General features: G+C 63.1%; 13 protein-coding genes. 12 read left to right on the forward strand and 1 reads right to left on the reverse strand.

From position 1 onward, the window contains the following. The first annotated feature begins 18 nt into the window (after positions 1-18). The 4 genes from AC1RJW_RS07895 (at position 19) to AC1RJW_RS07910 (ending at position 4,638) form a co-directional block, all read left to right on the forward strand. Positions 19-2,007 carry a lytic transglycosylase domain-containing protein gene (locus AC1RJW_RS07895; protein WP_493044488.1) on the forward strand — a complete coding sequence of 663 codons (1,989 nt, stop codon included), beginning with the start codon at positions 19-21 and terminating at the stop codon, positions 2,005-2,007. Between the two features lie 12 nt (positions 2,008-2,019). Beyond that, positions 2,020-2,736, forward strand: a complete 717-nt coding sequence (locus tag AC1RJW_RS07900; RefSeq protein ID WP_493044489.1) for a glutathione S-transferase family protein — start codon at positions 2,020-2,022, stop codon at positions 2,734-2,736. 12 nt (positions 2,737-2,748) lie between these two features. After that, the gene (locus tag AC1RJW_RS07905) at positions 2,749-3,846 is read left to right on the forward strand and encodes a tRNA nucleotidyltransferase/poly(A) polymerase-related protein (RefSeq protein WP_493044490.1); all 1,098 of its coding nucleotides are present in this window, start codon (positions 2,749-2,751) and stop codon (positions 3,844-3,846) included. A gap of 87 nt (positions 3,847-3,933) precedes the next feature. Continuing rightward, on the forward strand, positions 3,934-4,638 hold the full coding sequence (locus AC1RJW_RS07910) for a GNAT family N-acetyltransferase (RefSeq protein ID WP_493044491.1): 705 nt from the start codon (positions 3,934-3,936) through the stop codon (positions 4,636-4,638). Here AC1RJW_RS07910 and AC1RJW_RS07915 read toward each other — a convergent pair. Next, positions 4,630-5,154, reverse strand: a complete 525-nt coding sequence (locus AC1RJW_RS07915) for an Lrp/AsnC family transcriptional regulator (protein ID WP_034783525.1) — start codon at positions 5,152-5,154, stop codon at positions 4,630-4,632. The two genes, AC1RJW_RS07910 and AC1RJW_RS07915, sit on opposite strands and share 9 nt — an antisense overlap. A gap of 125 nt (positions 5,155-5,279) precedes the next feature. Here AC1RJW_RS07915 and hppD point away from each other — a divergent pair, with 125 nt between their 5' ends. The 8 genes from hppD to AC1RJW_RS07955 all read left to right on the forward strand — a co-directional run bounded on the left by hppD (position 5,280) and on the right by AC1RJW_RS07955 (position 18,896). Then, entirely contained in the window at positions 5,280-6,407 is a 1,128-nt protein-coding gene (hppD, locus tag AC1RJW_RS07920; protein ID WP_070313026.1) for a 4-hydroxyphenylpyruvate dioxygenase, read from the forward strand. Positions 6,408-6,603: 196 nt separating this feature from the next. After that, positions 6,604-10,197: an indolepyruvate ferredoxin oxidoreductase family protein gene (locus AC1RJW_RS07925; RefSeq protein ID WP_493044492.1), complete on the forward strand. Its 3,594-nt coding sequence runs from the start codon at positions 6,604-6,606 to the stop codon at positions 10,195-10,197. Positions 10,198-10,320: 123 nt separating this feature from the next. Further along, positions 10,321-11,820, forward strand: a complete 1,500-nt coding sequence (locus AC1RJW_RS07930) for a S41 family peptidase (protein WP_493044493.1) — start codon at positions 10,321-10,323, stop codon at positions 11,818-11,820. A 163-nt stretch (positions 11,821-11,983) separates the two neighbouring features. Continuing rightward, the gene (locus AC1RJW_RS07935; protein ID WP_493044494.1) at positions 11,984-14,704 is read left to right on the forward strand and encodes a TonB-dependent receptor plug domain-containing protein; all 2,721 of its coding nucleotides are present in this window, start codon (positions 11,984-11,986) and stop codon (positions 14,702-14,704) included. A gap of 126 nt (positions 14,705-14,830) precedes the next feature. After that, positions 14,831-16,606 (forward strand): M14 family metallopeptidase, encoded by a 1,776-nt coding sequence (locus AC1RJW_RS07940; protein WP_493044495.1) that lies wholly within the window; start codon positions 14,831-14,833, stop codon positions 16,604-16,606. 99 nt (positions 16,607-16,705) lie between these two features. After that, complete coding sequence (locus tag AC1RJW_RS07945) at positions 16,706-17,845, forward strand: MGDG synthase family glycosyltransferase (RefSeq protein WP_493044496.1); 1,140 nt, start codon at positions 16,706-16,708, stop codon at positions 17,843-17,845. Continuing rightward, positions 17,842-18,324: a hypothetical protein gene (locus AC1RJW_RS07950; RefSeq protein ID WP_493044497.1), complete on the forward strand. Its 483-nt coding sequence runs from the start codon at positions 17,842-17,844 to the stop codon at positions 18,322-18,324. Before AC1RJW_RS07945 ends, AC1RJW_RS07950 begins: the two co-directional genes overlap by 4 nt. Continuing rightward, complete coding sequence (locus AC1RJW_RS07955; protein WP_493044498.1) at positions 18,321-18,896, forward strand: dual specificity protein phosphatase family protein; 576 nt, start codon at positions 18,321-18,323, stop codon at positions 18,894-18,896. The genes AC1RJW_RS07950 and AC1RJW_RS07955 overlap by 4 nt, the downstream gene beginning before the upstream one ends.

An 18,896-nucleotide genomic window follows, 5' to 3' on the forward strand; every position in this document is an offset into this window, starting at 1 on the left:
AAGATTGAGAGTCGTACATTGATTTCCCCACTGAAATGGATTGCCGGCACGATGCTGTGTGTTGCATCGGCCTTGTCTCCCCTGGCCGCCCTGGCCCAGGTATCCACCACCGTATCCCCAGCCGCCCCCGACACGCGCAGCGAGGACGATGCCTTCCTGCTGCTGCGCGACGCCGCGCGCAAGGATGACGTCGAAAAAGCCGACTTTTATGCGGGGCGCCTGACGAATTACCAGATTCCCTCGTATGTTGACTATTATCGGCTGAAACCGCGCATCAAACTGCTGACCGAGGCGCAATTTCGTGATTACCTGAACCGCTACAAGGGCAGCGCCATCGCCGACCGTTTCCGCAACGACTGGCTGCTGGAGCTCGGTCGCAAGCGCGACTGGGTCGTGTTCGACGAGCAATATCCGCAATTCGCCCTCGACGACGACACCCAGCTCAAGTGCTATGCGCTGATGTCGCGCGCCGCCAAGGGACAGAGCGTGGCGCCCGAGGCGCGCAACCTGCTCGTCTCGCCGCCCGGCTATGGCGAAGCGTGCGGCAGCCTGATCGCCGCATTGGCGCAAAACGGCCAGTTCGACGCGAATGACCTGTGGGCGCAGATCCGCCTGGCGGGCCAGACCAACGCCACGGGCCCGGCGCGCCGCATCGCGCTGCTGCTGGGTGCCTCCGACGCGAAGATGGCGCAAGCGATCGACTTGCCCGCGCTGGTGCTGGCCAAGGGCCCGGGCGCCAGTCGCGCCGACCACGAGATGTACCTGGTGGCCGTGGGCCGCATGGCGAAAAGCACATTAAAACTGGGCGTGGTGGCGCTGCAAAAGGCGAGCGCGCAGCTGACGGCGCAGGAACAGGCCATCGGCTGGGCCAGCCTGGCCTTGCAGGCGTCGTATTCGCTGGCGCCGGAAGCATTTGAATATTGGCAAAAAACCAATGGCGCACCGTTGACCCAGGAGCAAATGCAATGGAAGGCGCGTATCGCCTTGCGTGAAGGCAACTGGCCCCAGGTGAAGGCGGCGATCCAGGCCATGCCGGCCTCCCTGCGCGCGGACCCCACCTGGGTCTACTGGCTGGCACGCGCGCAGCAGGCGGAAACGCCGGGCCGCCCGAACGCGCAGGCCGATGCCCTGTACCGCACGATCAGCGATCAATCGAATTTCTACGGTTTGCTGGCCAACGAGGAGCTGGGCAACCACCTGGTCTTGCCGCCGCCGGGCCAGCCCGTCACGCCGGCGGAAATCGCCGCCATGGCCGCCAATCCGGGGCTGCAGCGGGCCTTGAAGTTTTTCAACATGCGTTTGCGCTTCGAGGGTACGCGCGAGTGGAACTGGGAATTGCGTTCGATGACGGACCGGCAACATCTGGCCGCCGCGGAATTTGCGCGCCAGAACAATGTGCTCGACCGCATGGTCAACACCTCCGACCGCACGCGCCTGGAAGTGGACTACACGCAGCGCTATCCGACGCCGCACGACGACGTCATGCACCCGGCCACGCAAACCCTGGGCCTGGATAAAGCCTGGGTGTACGGCTTGATCCGCCAGGAATCGCGCTTCATCATGGATGCGCAGTCGCATGTGGGCGCGTCCGGTTTGATGCAGGTCATGCCGTCGACGGCCCGTTATGTCGCCAAGAAGATCGGTCTCACCGATTTCGTCACGGAAACCTTGAGCGACGTGCGCACCAACGTCTTGCTGGGCACGAATTACCTGAATATGGTGCTCGGTGGCCTGGACGGTTCGCAAGTGCTGGCCAGCGCCGCCTACAACGCGGGGCCGGGGCGCTTGCGCATCTGGCGCGCCACCATGACGCGGCCGCTGGAAGGCGCCGTCTTTGCCGAAACCATTCCCTACACGGAAACGCGCGGTTACGTGAAAAACGTGATGGCCAATGCCACCTATTACGCAGCCCTGTTCGAGAAGAGCCCGCAATCGCTGAAAGCGCGCCTGGGCACCGTGGGGCCGAAGAATAGCGCCGTTTCTGCCGATTTGCCATCATCCAACTAAAGCTAGCCGACCATGCAAACGACCATCCTTGATCCCAGCCTGACGCAAACCCTGGCCGCCGCGCGCGAGCCGGGCCTGACCCTGATCATCGGCAACAAGAATTACTCGTCGTGGTCGATGCGCCCGTGGGTGGCCATGACGGCCTTTGGCATCCCGTTCCAGGAAGTGCGCGTGCTGCTCGACCAGAGCGACACGGCGACGAAAATCGCCGCCTATTCGGCCTGCGGCCGGGTACCCGTGCTGCTGGCGGGCGAGATCACGATCTGGGACAGCCTGGCCATCTGCGAATACCTGGCCGAGCAGTTTCCTGACAAACACATGTGGCCGCAGGACGTGGCCGCGCGCGCCATGGCGCGCTGTGTCTGCGCGGAAATGCATTCGGGCTTTACCGGCTTGCGCACGGACATGTCGATGAATATCAAGGCGAAGTTGCCGGGACGTGGCCGCACGGCCGCCGCGCAGGCCGACATTGGCCGCATCAGCGAAATCTGGGAAGAGTGTTTATCCCGCTTTGGCCACCACCAGTTCCTGTTTGGCGACTTTTCCATCGCCGATGCATATTTCGCCCCCGTCGTCATGCGTTTCCGCACCTACGGCGTGTCGCTGGCGCCGGCGCTGAACGCGTATTGCGAACGCGTGCAGGCGCACCCGGCCGTGGCCCGCTGGATCGCGGAAGCGCTGGCGGAGACGGAAGTTGCTGCCAAGCACGACGCGGAACTGCCTGATTAAGAAAAGAGTGTTATGAAGATATACACGGTCGGTGGCGCGGTGCGCGACCAACTGCTGGGCTTGCCTGTGAAAGACCACGACCATGTCGTCGTCGGCGCCACGCCCGAAGACATGCTGCGCCAGGGTTTCCGCCCCGTCGGCAAGGATTTCCCCGTCTTCCTGCACCCGAAGACGCAGGAAGAATACGCCTTGGCCCGCACGGAACGCAAGACTGCCCCCGGCTACCGGGGTTTTGTCTTCCACACGGCGCCCGACGTCACGCTGGAAGACGACCTGGTGCGGCGTGATCTGACCATCAACGCTATCGCCCGGGCCGAGGATGGGACGTTGACCGACCCGTTCGGCGGCGTTGCGGATATCGGGAACAAGATCTTTCGCCACGTCTCCGATGCCTTTGGCGAAGACCCCGTGCGCATCCTGCGCCTGGCCCGCTTTGCCGCCCGTTTTCATACTTTCACTGTCGCACCGGCCACCATGGCGCTGATGCGCCAGATGGTGGCGGATGGCGAAGTCGATGCCCTGGTGGCCGAGCGCGTGTGGCAGGAAGTGGCCAAGGGACTGATGGAAAGCCATCCTGCGCGCATGCTGACGGTGCTGCACGAGTGCGGCGCCCTGGCGCGCATCATGGGAGAAATCACGTTGAGCGGGCGCTTGCTGCAGGTCATCGACCATGCTGCCGCGCAAGGTCTTGACTTGCCCGTGCGCTTCGCCGCCTTGATGCTGCATTTGAGCAAGGATGCCATCGAACAGCTGAGCGAGCGCCTGCGCGTGCCCAACGAGTGCCGCGAACTGGCCGTCATGGCGGCGCGCGAGCGGGACCATATCAATGGCGCGCTGGACTTGAGCGCCGAAGCCATCGTCGCTCTGTGCGAACGCTGCGACGGCTTGCGCAAGCCGCAGCGCTTCGTGCAACTGCTGCAAGCCGTGGCCTGCGACGGACTGGTCGCCGGCGACTTTCCCCAGGCGGCGCGGCTGCAGGGCGGGTTGGACGCGGCGCGCGGCGTGAATGCGGGTGCGCTTGCGCAAGGCTGTACGGAGCCGAAACGCATCCCCGAAGTCATCCATGCGGCGCGGGTGGCGGCCGTGGCGGCCTTCCTGGCCCAGGCTTGAATGGCGGGAATAGGCTACAATGGCGCCATGATGTTGCACTGCACAATAACGGCCTGACGTGCCGCAGCACCGCCCCCAGGAGTCGACGTGACCTTACCCAAGCTGTTTCAAAACCCGTTTCGCCGCTGGCTCAGCCGTAGCGGCGGCGGGCGCCCGACCGTGCTCGTCAAGCAATTGCATGAGCGCGACCGGCGCCGCATGATGAAGCATTTCCTGTCGCTCGAGAAAAGCGACCGGCTGCTGCGCTTCGGCAGCGCCTTGCCCGATGAACTCGTCGCGCAGTACGTGCAGAAGATGGATTTCTCGCGCGATATGATCTACGGCGTCTACAACAGCCTGTTCAAGCTGGTGGGCGTGGGCCATCTGGCGTTCGCGCCGAAGGACCGGTCGCCGGCGAAAAGCGTGGTGACGGACAAGGAGCAGGTGGCGGAATTCGGCGTGTCCGTGTCGAAATCGATGCGCGGCATGGGCGTGGGCTCGAAACTGTTCGAGCGGGCGGCGATTCACTGCCGCAACAACGATGTCGATACCCTCTACATGCATTGTTTGTCCTCGAACAAGACGATGATGCATATCGCCAAGAAGGCGGGCATGGAAATCCAGCGCGACTATGGCGAAGCTGATGCTTATCTGAAACTATTGCCGCCAAATCCCTCCAGCATGCTGCAGGAAGCCGTGCAGGAACAGTTCGCCATGTTCGACTATACGTTCAAGGCGAATGCGCGCGCCGCCAGCAAACTGTTCGAGCGCTTGCCAGGGCGCAAGAAGCAGCCCGGGCCGCCATCACAATAAGGGCAGGGCCGTCGTATCCTTGATGCGCTGCAAGGCAAAGCTCGATTTCACGTCCAGCACGGCCGGGTGGCGCAGCAGGGTGGCCATCATGAAGCGCGAGAAATGCTCCATGTCTTCCACGTGCACGCGCAACAGATAATCCATTTCGCCCGTCATCGCATAGCAGGCCACCACTTCCGGCCATTGCGCCACGGCCACGGCGAAGTCGGCGCGCGGCGACGTATTCGTCACCAGATTCGGCGCCAGCACGCGCGCCGTGCTGTGGGCGGTGGCGTCGCTGTGCTTTTCCAGCCGCACGTTCACGTAGGCCAGCAAGCCCAGGCCGATCTTTTCCGGGTCCAGCAGGGCCACGTACTGGCGGATGACGCCCGCTTCTTCCAGCCGTTTGACGCGGCGCAAGCATGGCGACGGCGACAGGCTGACCTGCTCGGCCACGTCCTGATTCGACAGGCGGCCATCGGCCTGCAGGACGGAGAGGATCTTGCGATCCGTTTTATCCAGCGTAATTTTGCTCATGCTTCCTCCGGTGGTTCGTGTTTCACGCAATATTATTGCGCAAATCATGATTGTTCGGGAGATCTTTGGCATTTAATGCCCGTGACCCACGCCTATACTGTGCGCTACTTCTTGGAGGAGACATCATGCAATTTCAGCCTTGGGACAACCCGATGGGTACCGATGGTTTCGAGTTCGTCGAGTATGCAGCACCAGACCCAAAAGCATTGGGCAAGCTGTTCGAGAACATGGGATTCACGGCCATTGCGCGCCACCGCCACAAGGATGTGACCCTGTACCGCCAGGGCGACATCAATTTCATCATCAATGCCGAACAAGATTCGTTCGCGCAGCGTTTTGCCCGCCATCATGGCCCGTCCGTGTGCGCCATCGCCATCCGCGTCGACGACGCGGCCTTCGTGTACCGCCGCGCGCTGGAACTGGGCGCCTGGGGTTTCGACAATAAAACGGGTCCGATGGAGCTGAATATCCCCGCCATCAAGGGCGTGGGCGATTCGCTGCTGTACTTCGTCGACCGCTGGCGCGGCAAGGGCGCCGACAAGCCGGACGCGGCCGCACCGGGCGGCATCGGCGACATCAGCATCTATGACGTCGATTTCGTCGCCATTCCCGGCGCCGTCGCCAATCCCGTCGGCCATGGCCTGACCTACATCGACCACCTGACGCACAATGTGCACCGCGGCCGCATGAAGGAATGGGCTAGCTTCTATGAAAACCTGTTCAACTTCCGCGAAGTGCGCTATTTCGACATCGAAGGCAAGTTGACGGGCCTCAAATCGAAGGCCATGACTTCGCCATGCGGCAAGATCCGCATTCCGATCAACGAATCGTCGGACGACAAGTCGCAGATCGCCGAATACCTGGACCAGTACCATGGCGAAGGCATCCAGCACATCGCGCTGGGCACGGACAATATCTACGCGTCCGTGCAAGGCATGCGCGATACGGGTATCGATTTCCAGGATACGATTGAAACTTACTATGAGCTGGTCAACCGCCGCCTGCCGAACCACGGCGAGCAGCTGGAAGAACTGCGCCGCCTGCGCATCCTGATCGATGGCCACAGCACGGAAAACGAACGCGAACTGCTGCTGCAAATCTTCACGCAGACGGTGATCGGCCCGATCTTCTTCGAGATCATCCAGCGCAAGGGCGACCAGGGCTTCGGCGAAGGCAATTTCCGCGCGCTGTTCGAGTCGATCGAGCTGGACCAGATCAAGCGCGGCGTGCTGAAAGATACGAACGCGGCGTAATGTTGTTCTGTAACAAATAGTAGTAGAAAAGGCAGCAGCCCGGGAGTGCAGCGCAGCAAAGAACTGCGCGCATTCCTGTGGTAGTCTACGACAAACAAGTCATTTTTCCGCACCGGCATTGCCCATAAGGTACAGCCGGTACGTGTGAGTTCAACCGACTTTGCACGCGTAGCACAGAGAATAATGGAGACAAGTAATGAATGCACCAATCAAGGGCTCGAGTCTTGAGCCGGGCGCGCACGCGTCCGAGATTTCCCTGAACGACAAATACACCTTGGAGCGTGGCCGCGCTTTCATGACGGGCACGCAAGCGTTGATCCGCCTGCCCATGCTGCAGCGCGAGCGCGACCTCAAGGCTGGCCTGAATACGGCCGGCTACATTACCGGTTACCGCGGTTCGCCTGTGACGTCCGTCGACATGACGGCGATCAAGGCCAAGAAATACCTCGATGAACACCATGTCAAATTCCACCCGGGCCTGAACGAAGACCTGGCCGCCACGGCCGTCTGGGGCACGCAGCAGACGAATCTGTTCGAAGACGCGAAATACGACGGCGTGTTCGGCATGTGGTACGGCAAGGGCCCCGGCGTCGACCGCTGCGGCGACGTGTTCAAACACGCGAATAACGCCGGTTCCGCCAAGCACGGCGGCGTGCTGGTGCTGGCCGGCGACGACCATGCGGCGAAATCCTCGTCCACGGCGCACCAGTCCGACCATATCCTGAACGCTTGCGGCATTCCCGTGCTGTACCCGTCGTCGGTGCAGGAATACATCGATTACGGCTTGCATGCGTGGGCCATGAGCCGCTACACGGGCCTGTGGGTGTCGATGAAATGCGTGACCGACATCATCGAGTCGGGCGCCGCCGTCGATTTCGACCCGGACCGCGTGCAGATCACTTTGCCGACGGACTTCGAGATGCCGGCCGGCGGCCTGAACATCCGCTGGCCCGACACGGTGCTGGAACAAGAAGTTCGCATGAACAGCTACAAATGGTATGCGGCGCTGGCGTATGCGCGTGCCAACAAGCTCAACAAGATCATCTGGGACAGCCCGAAGGCGCGCATCGGCATCATCACGGCCGGCAAATCGTATCTGGACACGCGCCAGGCGCTGGCCGACCTGGGCATCGACGAGCAGACGGCGTCCGACATCGGCATCCGCCTGTACAAGATCGGCATGACCTGGCCGCTGGAAGCGGACGGGGTGCATGAATTCGCCAAGGGCCTCGACGAAATCCTCGTGGTGGAAGAAAAGCGGCAAATCCTCGAATACGCGCTGAAGGAAGAGCTGTACAACCTGAAGGATGGCGAGCGTCCGCGCGTGGTCGGCAAGTTCGACGACACGGGCGAGTGGAGCAACCAGAAGGGCACGGGTCACGGCGATTGGCTGCTGCCGGCCACGTATGAACTGAACCCGGCCATGATCGCCCGCGCGATTGCCAGCCGCATTTCGCGCTACTACGCCGGTCATCCCGTCGAGCAGCGCGTGAAGGAACGCATCGCCTACCTGGAAGCGAAGGAAAACGTCCTCAAGGCCATCAGCGTGAAGCCCGATCCGCAGAAGGACCGCACGCCGTTCTTCTGCTCCGGTTGCCCGCACAACAGCTCGACCAAGGTACCGGAAGGCTCGCGCGCGCTGGCCGGCATCGGCTGCCACTACATGGTGCTGTGGATGGACCGCGAAACGTCGACCTTTACCCACATGGGCGCCGAAGGCGTCACCTGGGTGGGGCAGGCGCCGTTCACGAATGAAAAGCACGTGTTTACCAACCTCGGTGACGGCACGTATTTCCACTCGGGCATCCTGGCCATCCGCGCGGCCGTCTCGGCCAAGGTGAACATCACTTATAAAATTCTGTTCAACGATGCGGTGGCCATGACGGGCGGCCAGGAATTCGACGGGCCTTTGTCTCCGGCCATCATTTCGCGCCAGATCGCCGCCGAAGGCGTCGGTCCCATCATCGTCGTCACCGATGAACCGGAAAAATACCCGGACGATTACGCCTGGGCCGAAGGCGTCACCGTGCGCCACCGTTCGGAACTGATGGACGTGCAGCGCGAACTGCGCGACATGCCCGGCGTGTCGGCCATGATCTACGACCAGACCTGCGCCTCGGAAAAACGCCGCCGCCGGAAACGCAATGAGTACCCGGACCCGGCCAAGCGCGCCGTGATCAACGAAGCCGTCTGCGAAGGCTGCGGTGACTGTTCCGTGCAATCGAACTGCCTGTCGGTGGAACCGCTGGAAACGGAACTGGGGCGCAAGCGCCAGATCAACCAGTCGTCCTGCAACAAGGATTTCTCGTGCACGACGGGTTTCTGTCCCAGTTTCGTGACGGTGGAAGGCGGCGGCCTGAAAAAGCCGAAAAAGGCGGCTGCTGCCGACAAGGACGCGCCAGCCGCGCCGGCCTTGCCGACGCCGATGATTCCATCGACGGCCGAGCCGTTCGGCATTCTGGTGACCGGCATCGGCGGCACGGGCGTCGTCACCGTCGGCCAGATCCTGGCCATGGCGGCCCACGTGGAAGGCAAGGGCTGTTCCGTGCTGGACATGAGCGGCCTGGCGCAAAAGGGCGGCCCGGTCATGTCGCACGTGCGCCTGGCGGACCGCCAGGAAGATATCCACTCGACGCGCGTCGGCACCGGTGCGGCCGACCTGGTGATCGGCTGCGACTTGATCGTCACGGCCAGCCGCGACGCCCTGTCGCGCATGGGAGAGGGCCGCAGCTGGGCCATGATCAACTCGACCAGCTCGTCGACGGCCGCCTTCGTGAAGAATCCGGACTGGCAATTCCCCGGCGCCTCTGCACGCATGGAAATCGAAAAGGCCTGCGGCAGCGACCACGTGGACTTCATTGACGCGGGCCAGATCGCCACGGCGCTGATGGGCGACTCCATCGCCACGAACATGTTCATGCTGGGCTACGCCTGGCAAAAGGGCAAGGTGCCCTTGAGCGAAGCGGCCATCATGAAGGCCATCGACTTGAACAACGTCTCGGTGGCGTTCAACAAGGCGGCCTTCAACTGGGGCCGCGCGGGCGCCCACGACACGGCCAGCCTGGTGCGCATGACAACACCAGCCAAGGTGGTGGAATTCAAGCGTATCGATACGCTCGACGACATCATCGAAAAACGGGTCGCCCTGCTGACGGCTTACCAGGACCGCGCGTATGCGCAGCAGTATCTGGACTTCGTCGGCCAGGTGCGCGCCGCCGAAAGCGCCCTGAACGGTCCGCACTTGCGCCTGACGGAAGCCGTGGCACGCTACTTCTACAAGCTGATGGCCTACAAGGACGAGTACGAAGTGGCGCGTCTGTACACGGATGGCGCCTTCCAGGCGAAGATTGCGTCCATGTTCGAAGGCGACATCAAGCTCAAGTTCCACCTGGCGCCGCCGATCATGGCGAAAACGGATGCCCAGGGCCACTTGATCAAGAAGGAATTCGGCCCGTGGATGATGAAGGCCTTCGGCGTGCTGGCCAAGTTCAAGGGCTTGCGCGGCACGGCCTTCGACGTGTTCGGCCATACGGCCGAGCGCAAGATGGAGCGTGCGCTGATCGCGGAATACCGCGCGACGGTGGGCGGCTTGCTGCCGAAGCTGACGACGGCCAAGCTGGCGCAAGCCGTGGCCATTGCCAGCATTCCGGAAGACATCCGCGGCTATGGCCACGTGAAGGAGCGTCATTTGAAGGCGGCGAAAGAGAAGGAGGCGAGTCTGCTGATCGCCTTCAATGCGCCGACGCCGCTGCCGCCCGTCGTGGCAGCACCTGTGGCGGCCACCGTGTGATGGGGTGAGTTCCTCGCTGTAGCAATGGCGCCTGCGGGCGCCATTTTTTTGTGTCAAAGAAAACAACGCTTGCTGGCAAAACGCATTATAATTTTTCGATAATTTCTTTATGGAAAGTTTCTCATGCATTCCCTGCGACTTGGTTCCCTCGCTGTTTCCCTCGTATGTGTGTTGAGTGCCTGCGGTGGCGGAGGCGGCAGCAGCGACAGCGCGCCCGTCGTCCCGCCCGTGACGCCGACGGGCCCGACGGCGTTGGTCGCTTCCTCCACGGTGGCGAACCGTTGCGAGGCGCCGCGCCGCGGCAGCAGCATCGACAAGCCGGGCACCCTGCTCGATGAACTGACGTGGGTGCGTAGCTGGATCGATGAAACGTATCTGTGGTACCGCGAAGTGCCGACCACCTACCTGCCGCAAAGCTTTGCCACGCCGACAGCGTATTTCGATGTGTTGAAAACAACGGCCACGACGGCGTCCGGCAAGCCGAAGGACCAGTTCCATTTCACCTATACGACGGCCGAATGGGAAGCTTCGCTCAATGGCGTGGAACTGGGCTATGGCATGCTGCTGGCGCTGACGCGTACCACGCCGCCGCGCAAGGCCGTGATCACGATCGTCGAGCCAGGCTCGCCTGCCGACCTGGCGGGCTTGCGGCGCGGCGATGAGCTGCAAACCGTCGATGGCACCGATTTCGTCAATGCCCCTGACGCGGCCAGCGTGAAGATCATTAACGCCGGCCTGTTCCCTGCAGCGCAAGGCACGCACACGCTGGCGTTCAGCCGCAACGGCGCGCCCGTCTCCGCGAACCTGCAGGCGGTGGAAGTGAGCACCAGCGCCGTGCAAAACGAGCGCATCATCGACACGCCCACGGGCAAGGTGGGCTACCTGACCTTCAACACCCACAACAACGTGGCCGAGCGCCAGCTGGTCGAGACCATGCGCCGCTTCCAGGCGGCCGGCATCAGCGACCTGGTGCTTGACGTGCGCTACAACGGCGGCGGCTACCTCGATGTCGCCAGCGAGCTCGCCTACATGATTGCCGGCCCGCAAGTCACCACCGGCAAGACCTTCGAGCAGGTGCTGGCCAATGACAAGACCAAGCCGGAAGCGCCCGTGCCATTCCACACGCAAAGCCAGGGCTTCGGCGGCCCGAATCCCCTCCCCAAGGGCACGTCCTTGCCTTCGCTGGGCCTCAAGCGCGTGACCTTGCTGACGACCGGCAATACCTGCTCGGCCAGCGAAGCCATCATCAACGGCTTGCGCGGCGTGGATGTGCAGGTCAACCTGATCGGCGGCACGACGTGCGGCAAGCCGTATGGTTTCTACCCCAAGCCGAACTGCGGCACCACGTACTTCGCCGTGCAGTTCCAGGGCGTCAATGCCAAGGGCTTTGGCGACTTCGCCGATGGCATGGCGCCGACCTGCGACGTCGCCGACGATTACCAGCACCCGCTGGGCGACACGGCCGAAGGCATGCTGGCGGCGGCGCTGCGCTACCGCAGCAGCGGCAGCTGTGCTCCGGCCACGGGCGCGATCAGGCTGTTGAGTTCGATGGAGAGTCCGGCCGACACGGCCATGCGGCTGCTGCGCCCGGCCTACAAGGAAATTGCCATCATTCGCCATTAAAGCGCATGCTTCTGCCATGGCTTGGCCATGCCGCCTGGCGTTTTCCTGCTCAAGAATCTTTCTATATAACAATTTTGATATATAGAAAGATGAATCCATTCGTTCTGGAATGACTGGCATTTTGCTATCTTCCCGCTTTTCTCCCACCTTGAGAAGCGCAACGATGTCGAAACAGTTCAAGTTAACCCCGCTCAGCCTTGGCGTACTGGCCATTCTGGGCGGCACCGCATGGCAGGCGCACGCGCAAACGCAAGCGCCCGCAGCGGATCAGCAGGCGGCGGCCACCCCGCCAGCCGTCGTGGTCACCGGTTCGCGCATTCCCCGCGCCAGCCTGGAAGGCCCGTCCTCCGTCACCATCCTGACCGGCGATGAAATCACCAAGCAGGGCTACAAGAACGTCTTCGACGCGCTGACCAACCAGGTGCAGAACAGCGGCTTTACGCAAGGCGAGGATTACGGCAATACCTTCACGCCATCGGCCAATACCATCAGCCTGCGCGGCCTGGGGCCGAACCACACCTTGATCCTGCTGAATGGCCGCCGCCTGGCCGATTTCCCCATCGCCTATGACGGCGCCGTCAACTTCACCAACCTGGCGAACATCCCGTCGAGCATCGTCGACCGCATCGAAATCCTCAACGGCGGCGCCTCGGCCATCTATGGCTCGGACGCGATCGCCGGCGTGGTCAACGTGATCCTGAAAAAACAGACGGAAGGCTTCGATATCAACGTCAAGCTGGGCGGCACTTCGCGCGGCGGCGCCGGCAACCAGCGCGTGCAGCTGACGGGCGGCGGCAATGTCGACAAGCTGCACACCCTGTTCAGCGTGGAGCTGAGCGAGCGCGACCCGCTGTGGAGCATGGACCGCGACTTCATGAACAGCCGCTCGGGCGTACCGACCACGGTGGCCTCGCGCCGCACCCTGGCCTCCGGCACCTCCGGCCGCTATGTCGACCTGGGCGACACCTGTAGCCAGTTCGGCGACATGTTCGGCGGCAGCGTCAGCAAGTACACGGCAAAAAACGGCAGCTATTGCGCCAGTCCGAAAACCCGTCCCACCTACTGGACCACGCAGACCAAGAACAGCAGCCAGAACGTGTTCGGCAGCGCCAACTACGAGCTCGATGCCGACACGACCCTGTTTGCCGATTTCCTGATTGGCAAGAACAAGACCGTCAACAATACGCGCGGCCCGTCGTGGACCTCGGCTTCGCTGAACGGCGGCTCTTTCCTGAACCGCAATACGGGCGCCTACGAAGAGTGGACGCGCTACATCTCGCCCGAGGAAATCGGCGGCGTGCAGCGCTACAACCGCAGCTGGGACGACCTGGCCACGGCCATCTCGCTCGGTGCCAAGGGGCGTATTCCAGGCAGCGCCTGGCAGTATGAAGCGAACTACAACGCGTCCGTTTACAAGAGCGAAGGCCATATGCCGCGTCTGCGTTCGAACATCGACAGCTTCTTCCTCGGACCCAAGCTGGGCACGGATGCGAATGGCGTGGCCATCTACGCACCGGATCCGGCGCGCCTGGCGCAGCGCCTGACGCCGGCCGAATTCGACAGTATCAGCGGCTACAGCGACAGCAAGGACAAGGCCTGGACGAATACCCTGAGCCTGGCCACGAATGGCGACCTGTTCCAGCTGCCTGCCGGCACGGCAAAGATCGCCACGATTGCCGAAGCGAGCAAGCAGGGCTTCAGCAACGAACCGGACGCGCGCATCGACCAGGGCTATTTCAACGTCGCCACCGGTTCGGGCGTCACGGCCGGTACCCGTTCGCGCTATGCGCTGGGCGCGGAACTGAATTTGCCGCTGCATGAGAAGCTGACCGGTACCCTGGCCGGCCGTTATGACCGCTACAGCTTTGCCGGCCGCAAGGAAGGCAAGTTCACCTATAACGGCGGTCTGGAATTGCGTCCCGCACCCGAGCTGCTGTTCCGCGCCAACTACGCCACCAGCTTCCGCGCACCGGACATGAACTACATCTACCAGGCACGCGGCAAGGGCTATTATTCGAGCACCACCGACTACTACCGTTGCGACGCCGCCGGGCAAGCCATCGAAGGCTGCGAATATGCGAATAAATCGCCTGGCGCCGATTATGTGCAGAACGGCAGCCGCGACCTGCAGTCGGAAAAGGGCAAGTCGTTCGGCGTGGGCGCCGTCTGGTCGCCGAGTTCCAATTTCGATGTCTCGGTCGACTACTGGAATATCAAGATCGACGACCTGGTGACGAACCTGAGCGCCGACAAGCTGCTGCGCGACGAATCCGACTGCCGCCTGGGCAAGACCGATATCGGCTCGCCGACCTGCGTCGATACCCTGGGCCGCATCGAGCGCTATGCAGCCAATGCCTTGAACAAGGCGGGCGAGATCAAGACCATCACCGTCAACCCGATCAACGCGGCCAAGCAAAGCAGCAGCGGCGTCGATATCAGCGTGAAGTATTTGCTGCGCACGACGGACTATGGCCGCTTCGCCTTCAAGGCCAACTACGCCAGGGTGCTGAGCAAGAAGTCGCAGCAATTTGCCGGCGATGAAGAGATCGACGAAACCAAATCGCTGACCAACATGGATTGGCCGGACAAGCTGAACCTGAGCGTCAACTGGGGCGCGGGCGACTGGTCGAACACCTTGCTGGTCAGCCGCTACGGCAAGGTGCCGAATGCCGCCGGCACGGGCTACCTGACGCCGACGGCGCTGGCCAACATCAGCACCGTGTACCGCATCAATGACCGCGCTACCGTTTCGCTGATCGTCAACAACGTCTTCGACAAGATCAAGCGCGACACCAGCAATGGCTGGCCGTACTACCCGATCGGCAACTACAGCCCGCAAGGCCGCCAGGGCTGGATCGAATTTAACTATCACTTCGGTTCATAATTTGCCCTTGCCAGGGGAAAGCCGGAGCAGCCAACACTGTTCCGGCTTTTTTATTCTCCGCTGCATTTTTTATCTGAGCGCCCCTCTATAATTGTCCGCTTGTCCTGTCTCGATGGAGTTTGTCCCATGCTACGCCACGCCCTGCTGTCCACCGCCCTGTTCACCGTGTTTGCCGCCAGCGCGCACGCCGCTCCCGCCCTGACGACGGTGGCCGAGCGTTCCGCCTTCCAGCAGACGGGCCGTTACGCGGAAGTGGAAGCCCTGTGCCGGCAGTTCCAGGCACGCTATCCGAAGCAGGTGCGCTGCGTGGAATTCGGCCGCACGCCGGAGAACCGCCCCATGCTGGCGCTGGCCGTCTCCAATACGGGCGCGCTGACGCCAGCCGAAGCGGCGCGCCGCAAGCTGCCCGTGCTGCTGGTACAGGGCGGCATCCATGCGGGCGAAATTGATGGCAAGGATGCGGGCTTCCTGGCGCTGCGCGAAGTATTGGAGGGCAAGGCGGCGCCCGGCGCGCTGGATAAACAAGTGTTGCTGTTCGTCCCCGTCTTCAATGTCGACGGCCACGAACGCTTCGGCCAGTGGAACCGCCCGAACCAGCGCGGTCCCGTGGAAATGGGCTGGCGCAGCACGGCGCAAAACTATAATCTGAACCGCGAATACATGAAGGCCGATACGCCCGAGATGCAGCACATGCTGGCGCTGGTGAATGCCTGGGACCCGCTGGCCTATGTCGACCTGCACGTCACCGATGGCGCCCAGTTCGAACCCGATATCTCGATCCAGGTCGAACCCGTGCATGCGGGCGACGCGGCCCTGCGCGTGGCCGGCACGGCCTTGCGCGATCAGGTCCTGGCCGACCTGGCCAGGCAGGGTTCGGACCCGAAACCATTCTATATTTCGTTTGCCGAGAACGACAATCCGCAATCGGGTTTTGTCGATTCGGCGCCGAACCCGCGCTTCTCGCACGGCTATTTCCAGCTGCGTAACCGTTTCGGCATGCTGGTGGAAACTCATTCGTGGAAGGACTATCCGACCCGCGTGCGGATCACGCGCAACACCATCGTCTCGCTGCTGTCGCAAGTGGCGCAGCATGGCGCGCAGTGGCGGCAAACGGCGCTCGAGGCGGATGCGCGCGCCGCGCAGCTGGCCGGCGCCACCTTGCCGCTCACGTATAAGACGACGGACAAGAGCCGCATGATCGCGTTTCGCGGCTACGCCTACACGCGCACGCCGTCCGAGGTATCGGGCGCGCTGATGACGCGCTACGACGAAACCACGCCGCAGATCTGGAACGTGCCGCTGCGCGACGAAATCGTGCCCGACCTGCAGCAGGCTGCGCCCAAGGCCGGCTACCTGGTGCCCGCCGCGCACGCGCAGATGGTGGCGGCCAAGCTGCGCCAGCATGGCGTGTCGTACCAGGTGCTGGCCACCGCGCCGGGCACGCTGCCCGTCGAAACCTTCCGCGCCACGCAGGTGAAATTCGGCGCGCAGTCGTTCGAGGGCCGCCAGACGGCGGCCGTGCAGGGCGAGTGGCAGAAAGAGGAGCGCGTGGTTGGCGCGGGCGCGCTGTACGTGCCCGTCAACCAGGCCAAGGCGCGCCTGGTCGTGGCCCTGCTCGAGCCGCGCGCCCCCGATTCCCTGCTGGCCTGGGGCAGTTTCAATACGGCCTTCGAGCGCAAGGAATACATGGAAGAATACGTGGCCGAAGACGTGGCCCGCGCGCAGCTGGCGGCCGATCCGGCGCTGGCGGCGCAGTTCCACCAGAAACTGGCCGACGACCCCGCGTTTGCGCGGAACCCGGCCGCGCGCCTGGAATTCTTCGCCCGCCGCCACGCCTCGTGGGATGAGCGGCTGAACCTGTATCCGGTGCTGCGCACGGATGTTGCGCCAGCACTGAAATAAGGAAAGCCGCGCTACCTTGTGAATTTGCAATGTGCGCGGCTGGGAAAATGCTATTGTGCCTGCATTCCCGACAAGGTTGTCGAATTGGAGCGTCAGCACATGCCGCAGCAAACACCGAAAAAAATTCTTGTCCTGAGCGTGTCGGCCGGCGCCGGCCACATGCGGGCGGCGCAAGCCATCGAGGCCCATGCCGCCCTGGCGCAGGACGCCGTCGCCAGCCATCTCGACGTGATGGATTTTGTGACGCCCGCATTCCGCAAGCTGTACACGGATTTTTACATCAAGCTGGTCAACAAGGCTCCCGCGCTGTGGGGCTATCTCTACCACGCCACCAATGGCGCGCCCAGGGACAGCTCGATGCAGCGCCTGCGCCGTGGAGTCGAGCGCCTCAACACGCGCGCGCTAATGGCGCAGATCGCCGCCTTCGAACCCGACGCCATCATCTGCACGCATTTCCTGCCCGCCGAGCTGCTGTCGCGCGCACTGCGCCAGGGGCAACTGGCCTGCCCCGTGTGGGTGCAGGTCACCGATTTCGACTTGCACCGCATGTGGGTGCACGAGCAGATGCAGGGCTATTTCGCCGCCACCGACGAAGTGGCGTTCCGCATGCGCCATGAAGGCATTCCGGCCGAACGCATCCACGTGACGGGCATTCCCATCATGCCAGCCTTTGCGCAGGCGCCGGACCGCGTGCAGTGCGCGCAGGCGTTTGGGCTCGCCCCGCAGCGCACGACGATTTTGCTGATGGGCGGCGGGGCGGGACTGGGCAGCCTCGATACCATCGCTGCGCGCCTGCTGGCATTGCCGGGCGACTTCCAGCTGATCGTGCTGGCGGGGAAAAACGCCGCCGCGCTGGCGGCGCTGCAAGCACTGGCCGGTCGCTATCCGGGCCGCCTGCTGGCGCAAGGCTTTACCAGCGAAGTCGAGCGCCTGATGGCGTGCGCCGACCTGGTCATCACCAAGCCGGGCGGGTTGACCACCTCGGAATGCCTGGCCCTGGGCTTGCCCATGATCGTCAATTCGCCGATTCCCGGCCAGGAGGAACGCAACGCCGACTACCTGCTGGAGCAGGGCGTGGCCCTGAAGGCATTCGATGCCGTCACCCTCGAATACCGCGTGCGCCTGTTGCTCGATCATCCCGAGCAGTTGCAATCGATGCGCGCGAAAGCGCTGGCCCTGGGCCGTCCGCGTGCCGCCATCGACGTGCTGGCGCAGGTGCTGGCTCCGGAGCCGGCGTGACGGGCGCTGTGGCAAAACCCTGGCAGGTCGCCCTGACGCTGGTCGGGGTGGCCCTGCTGGGACTATTCTTCGCGCAGGTGGAAATCCAGATCGAGGGGCCAGCTGGCTGGGCCGCCAACCTGCCCACCTGGCGCATCGAAAGCCATTGGCTGCTCGATATCTTCTGGGGCGGCCGGCCGATGACCGGCTACCATGCCTGGGTCTTTCCCTTCATTGCCCTGTTCTTCCATTTTCCCATGCTCTTCCTGGCGCAATGGTCGCTGCGCCTCGAGTGCCGCGCCATTGGCTGCATCATGCTGTTCTGGATCATCGAGGATTATCTGTGGTTCGTACTCAATCCCGCCTATGGCGTGGCGCACTTCAATCCGGCCCACATCGCCTGGCACAAGCACTGGCTGTGGTGGGCGCCGACCGACTACTGGGTATCGCTGCTGCTCGCTGGCGTGCTGCTGTGGTTTTCATACAAGAGGAAGTCATGACCTTTTCGTCTGTCCTGCTGTTGTTTTTGACCCTGGCGGCCGGTTCCGCCGGCGCGCAGGCGCCCGTGGCGCCCGAGCGCAACGCCGAGTGGGCGAGGCCGCTGCCGCACGTGTCGAATCTGCACCAGGTCACCCCCGTCCTGTTCCGCAGCGCAAAGCTGGACAGCGCCGACGTGGCGCAATTGCAGGCGCTGGGCGTGAAGACGGTGATCAGCCTGCGCTCCTTCCACTCCGACACGCAGGTGCTCGATGGCAGCGGCATCCGCGCCGTCCGCATTCCCATCAATACCTGGGCCATTCGCGACAAGCATGTGATCGAGACCATGCGCAGCATCCGCGCCGCCGAACAGCAGGGACCCGTGCTGCTGCATTGCCTGCACGGTGCCGACCGCACGGGCCTGATGGCCGCCATGTACCGCATGCTGTACCAGGGCTGGCCGCGCGCGAAGGCCATCGACGAGTTGAAGAACGGCGGTTACGGCTATCACGCCGTGTGGAAAAATATCGAAAGCTACCTGCAACTCGTGAATGTCGACGAGATACGTGCGCGCATCGAGGCGCCGCAAGCCTGA

This window comes from Janthinobacterium sp. GW822-FHT07A03 (assembly GCF_058798815.1).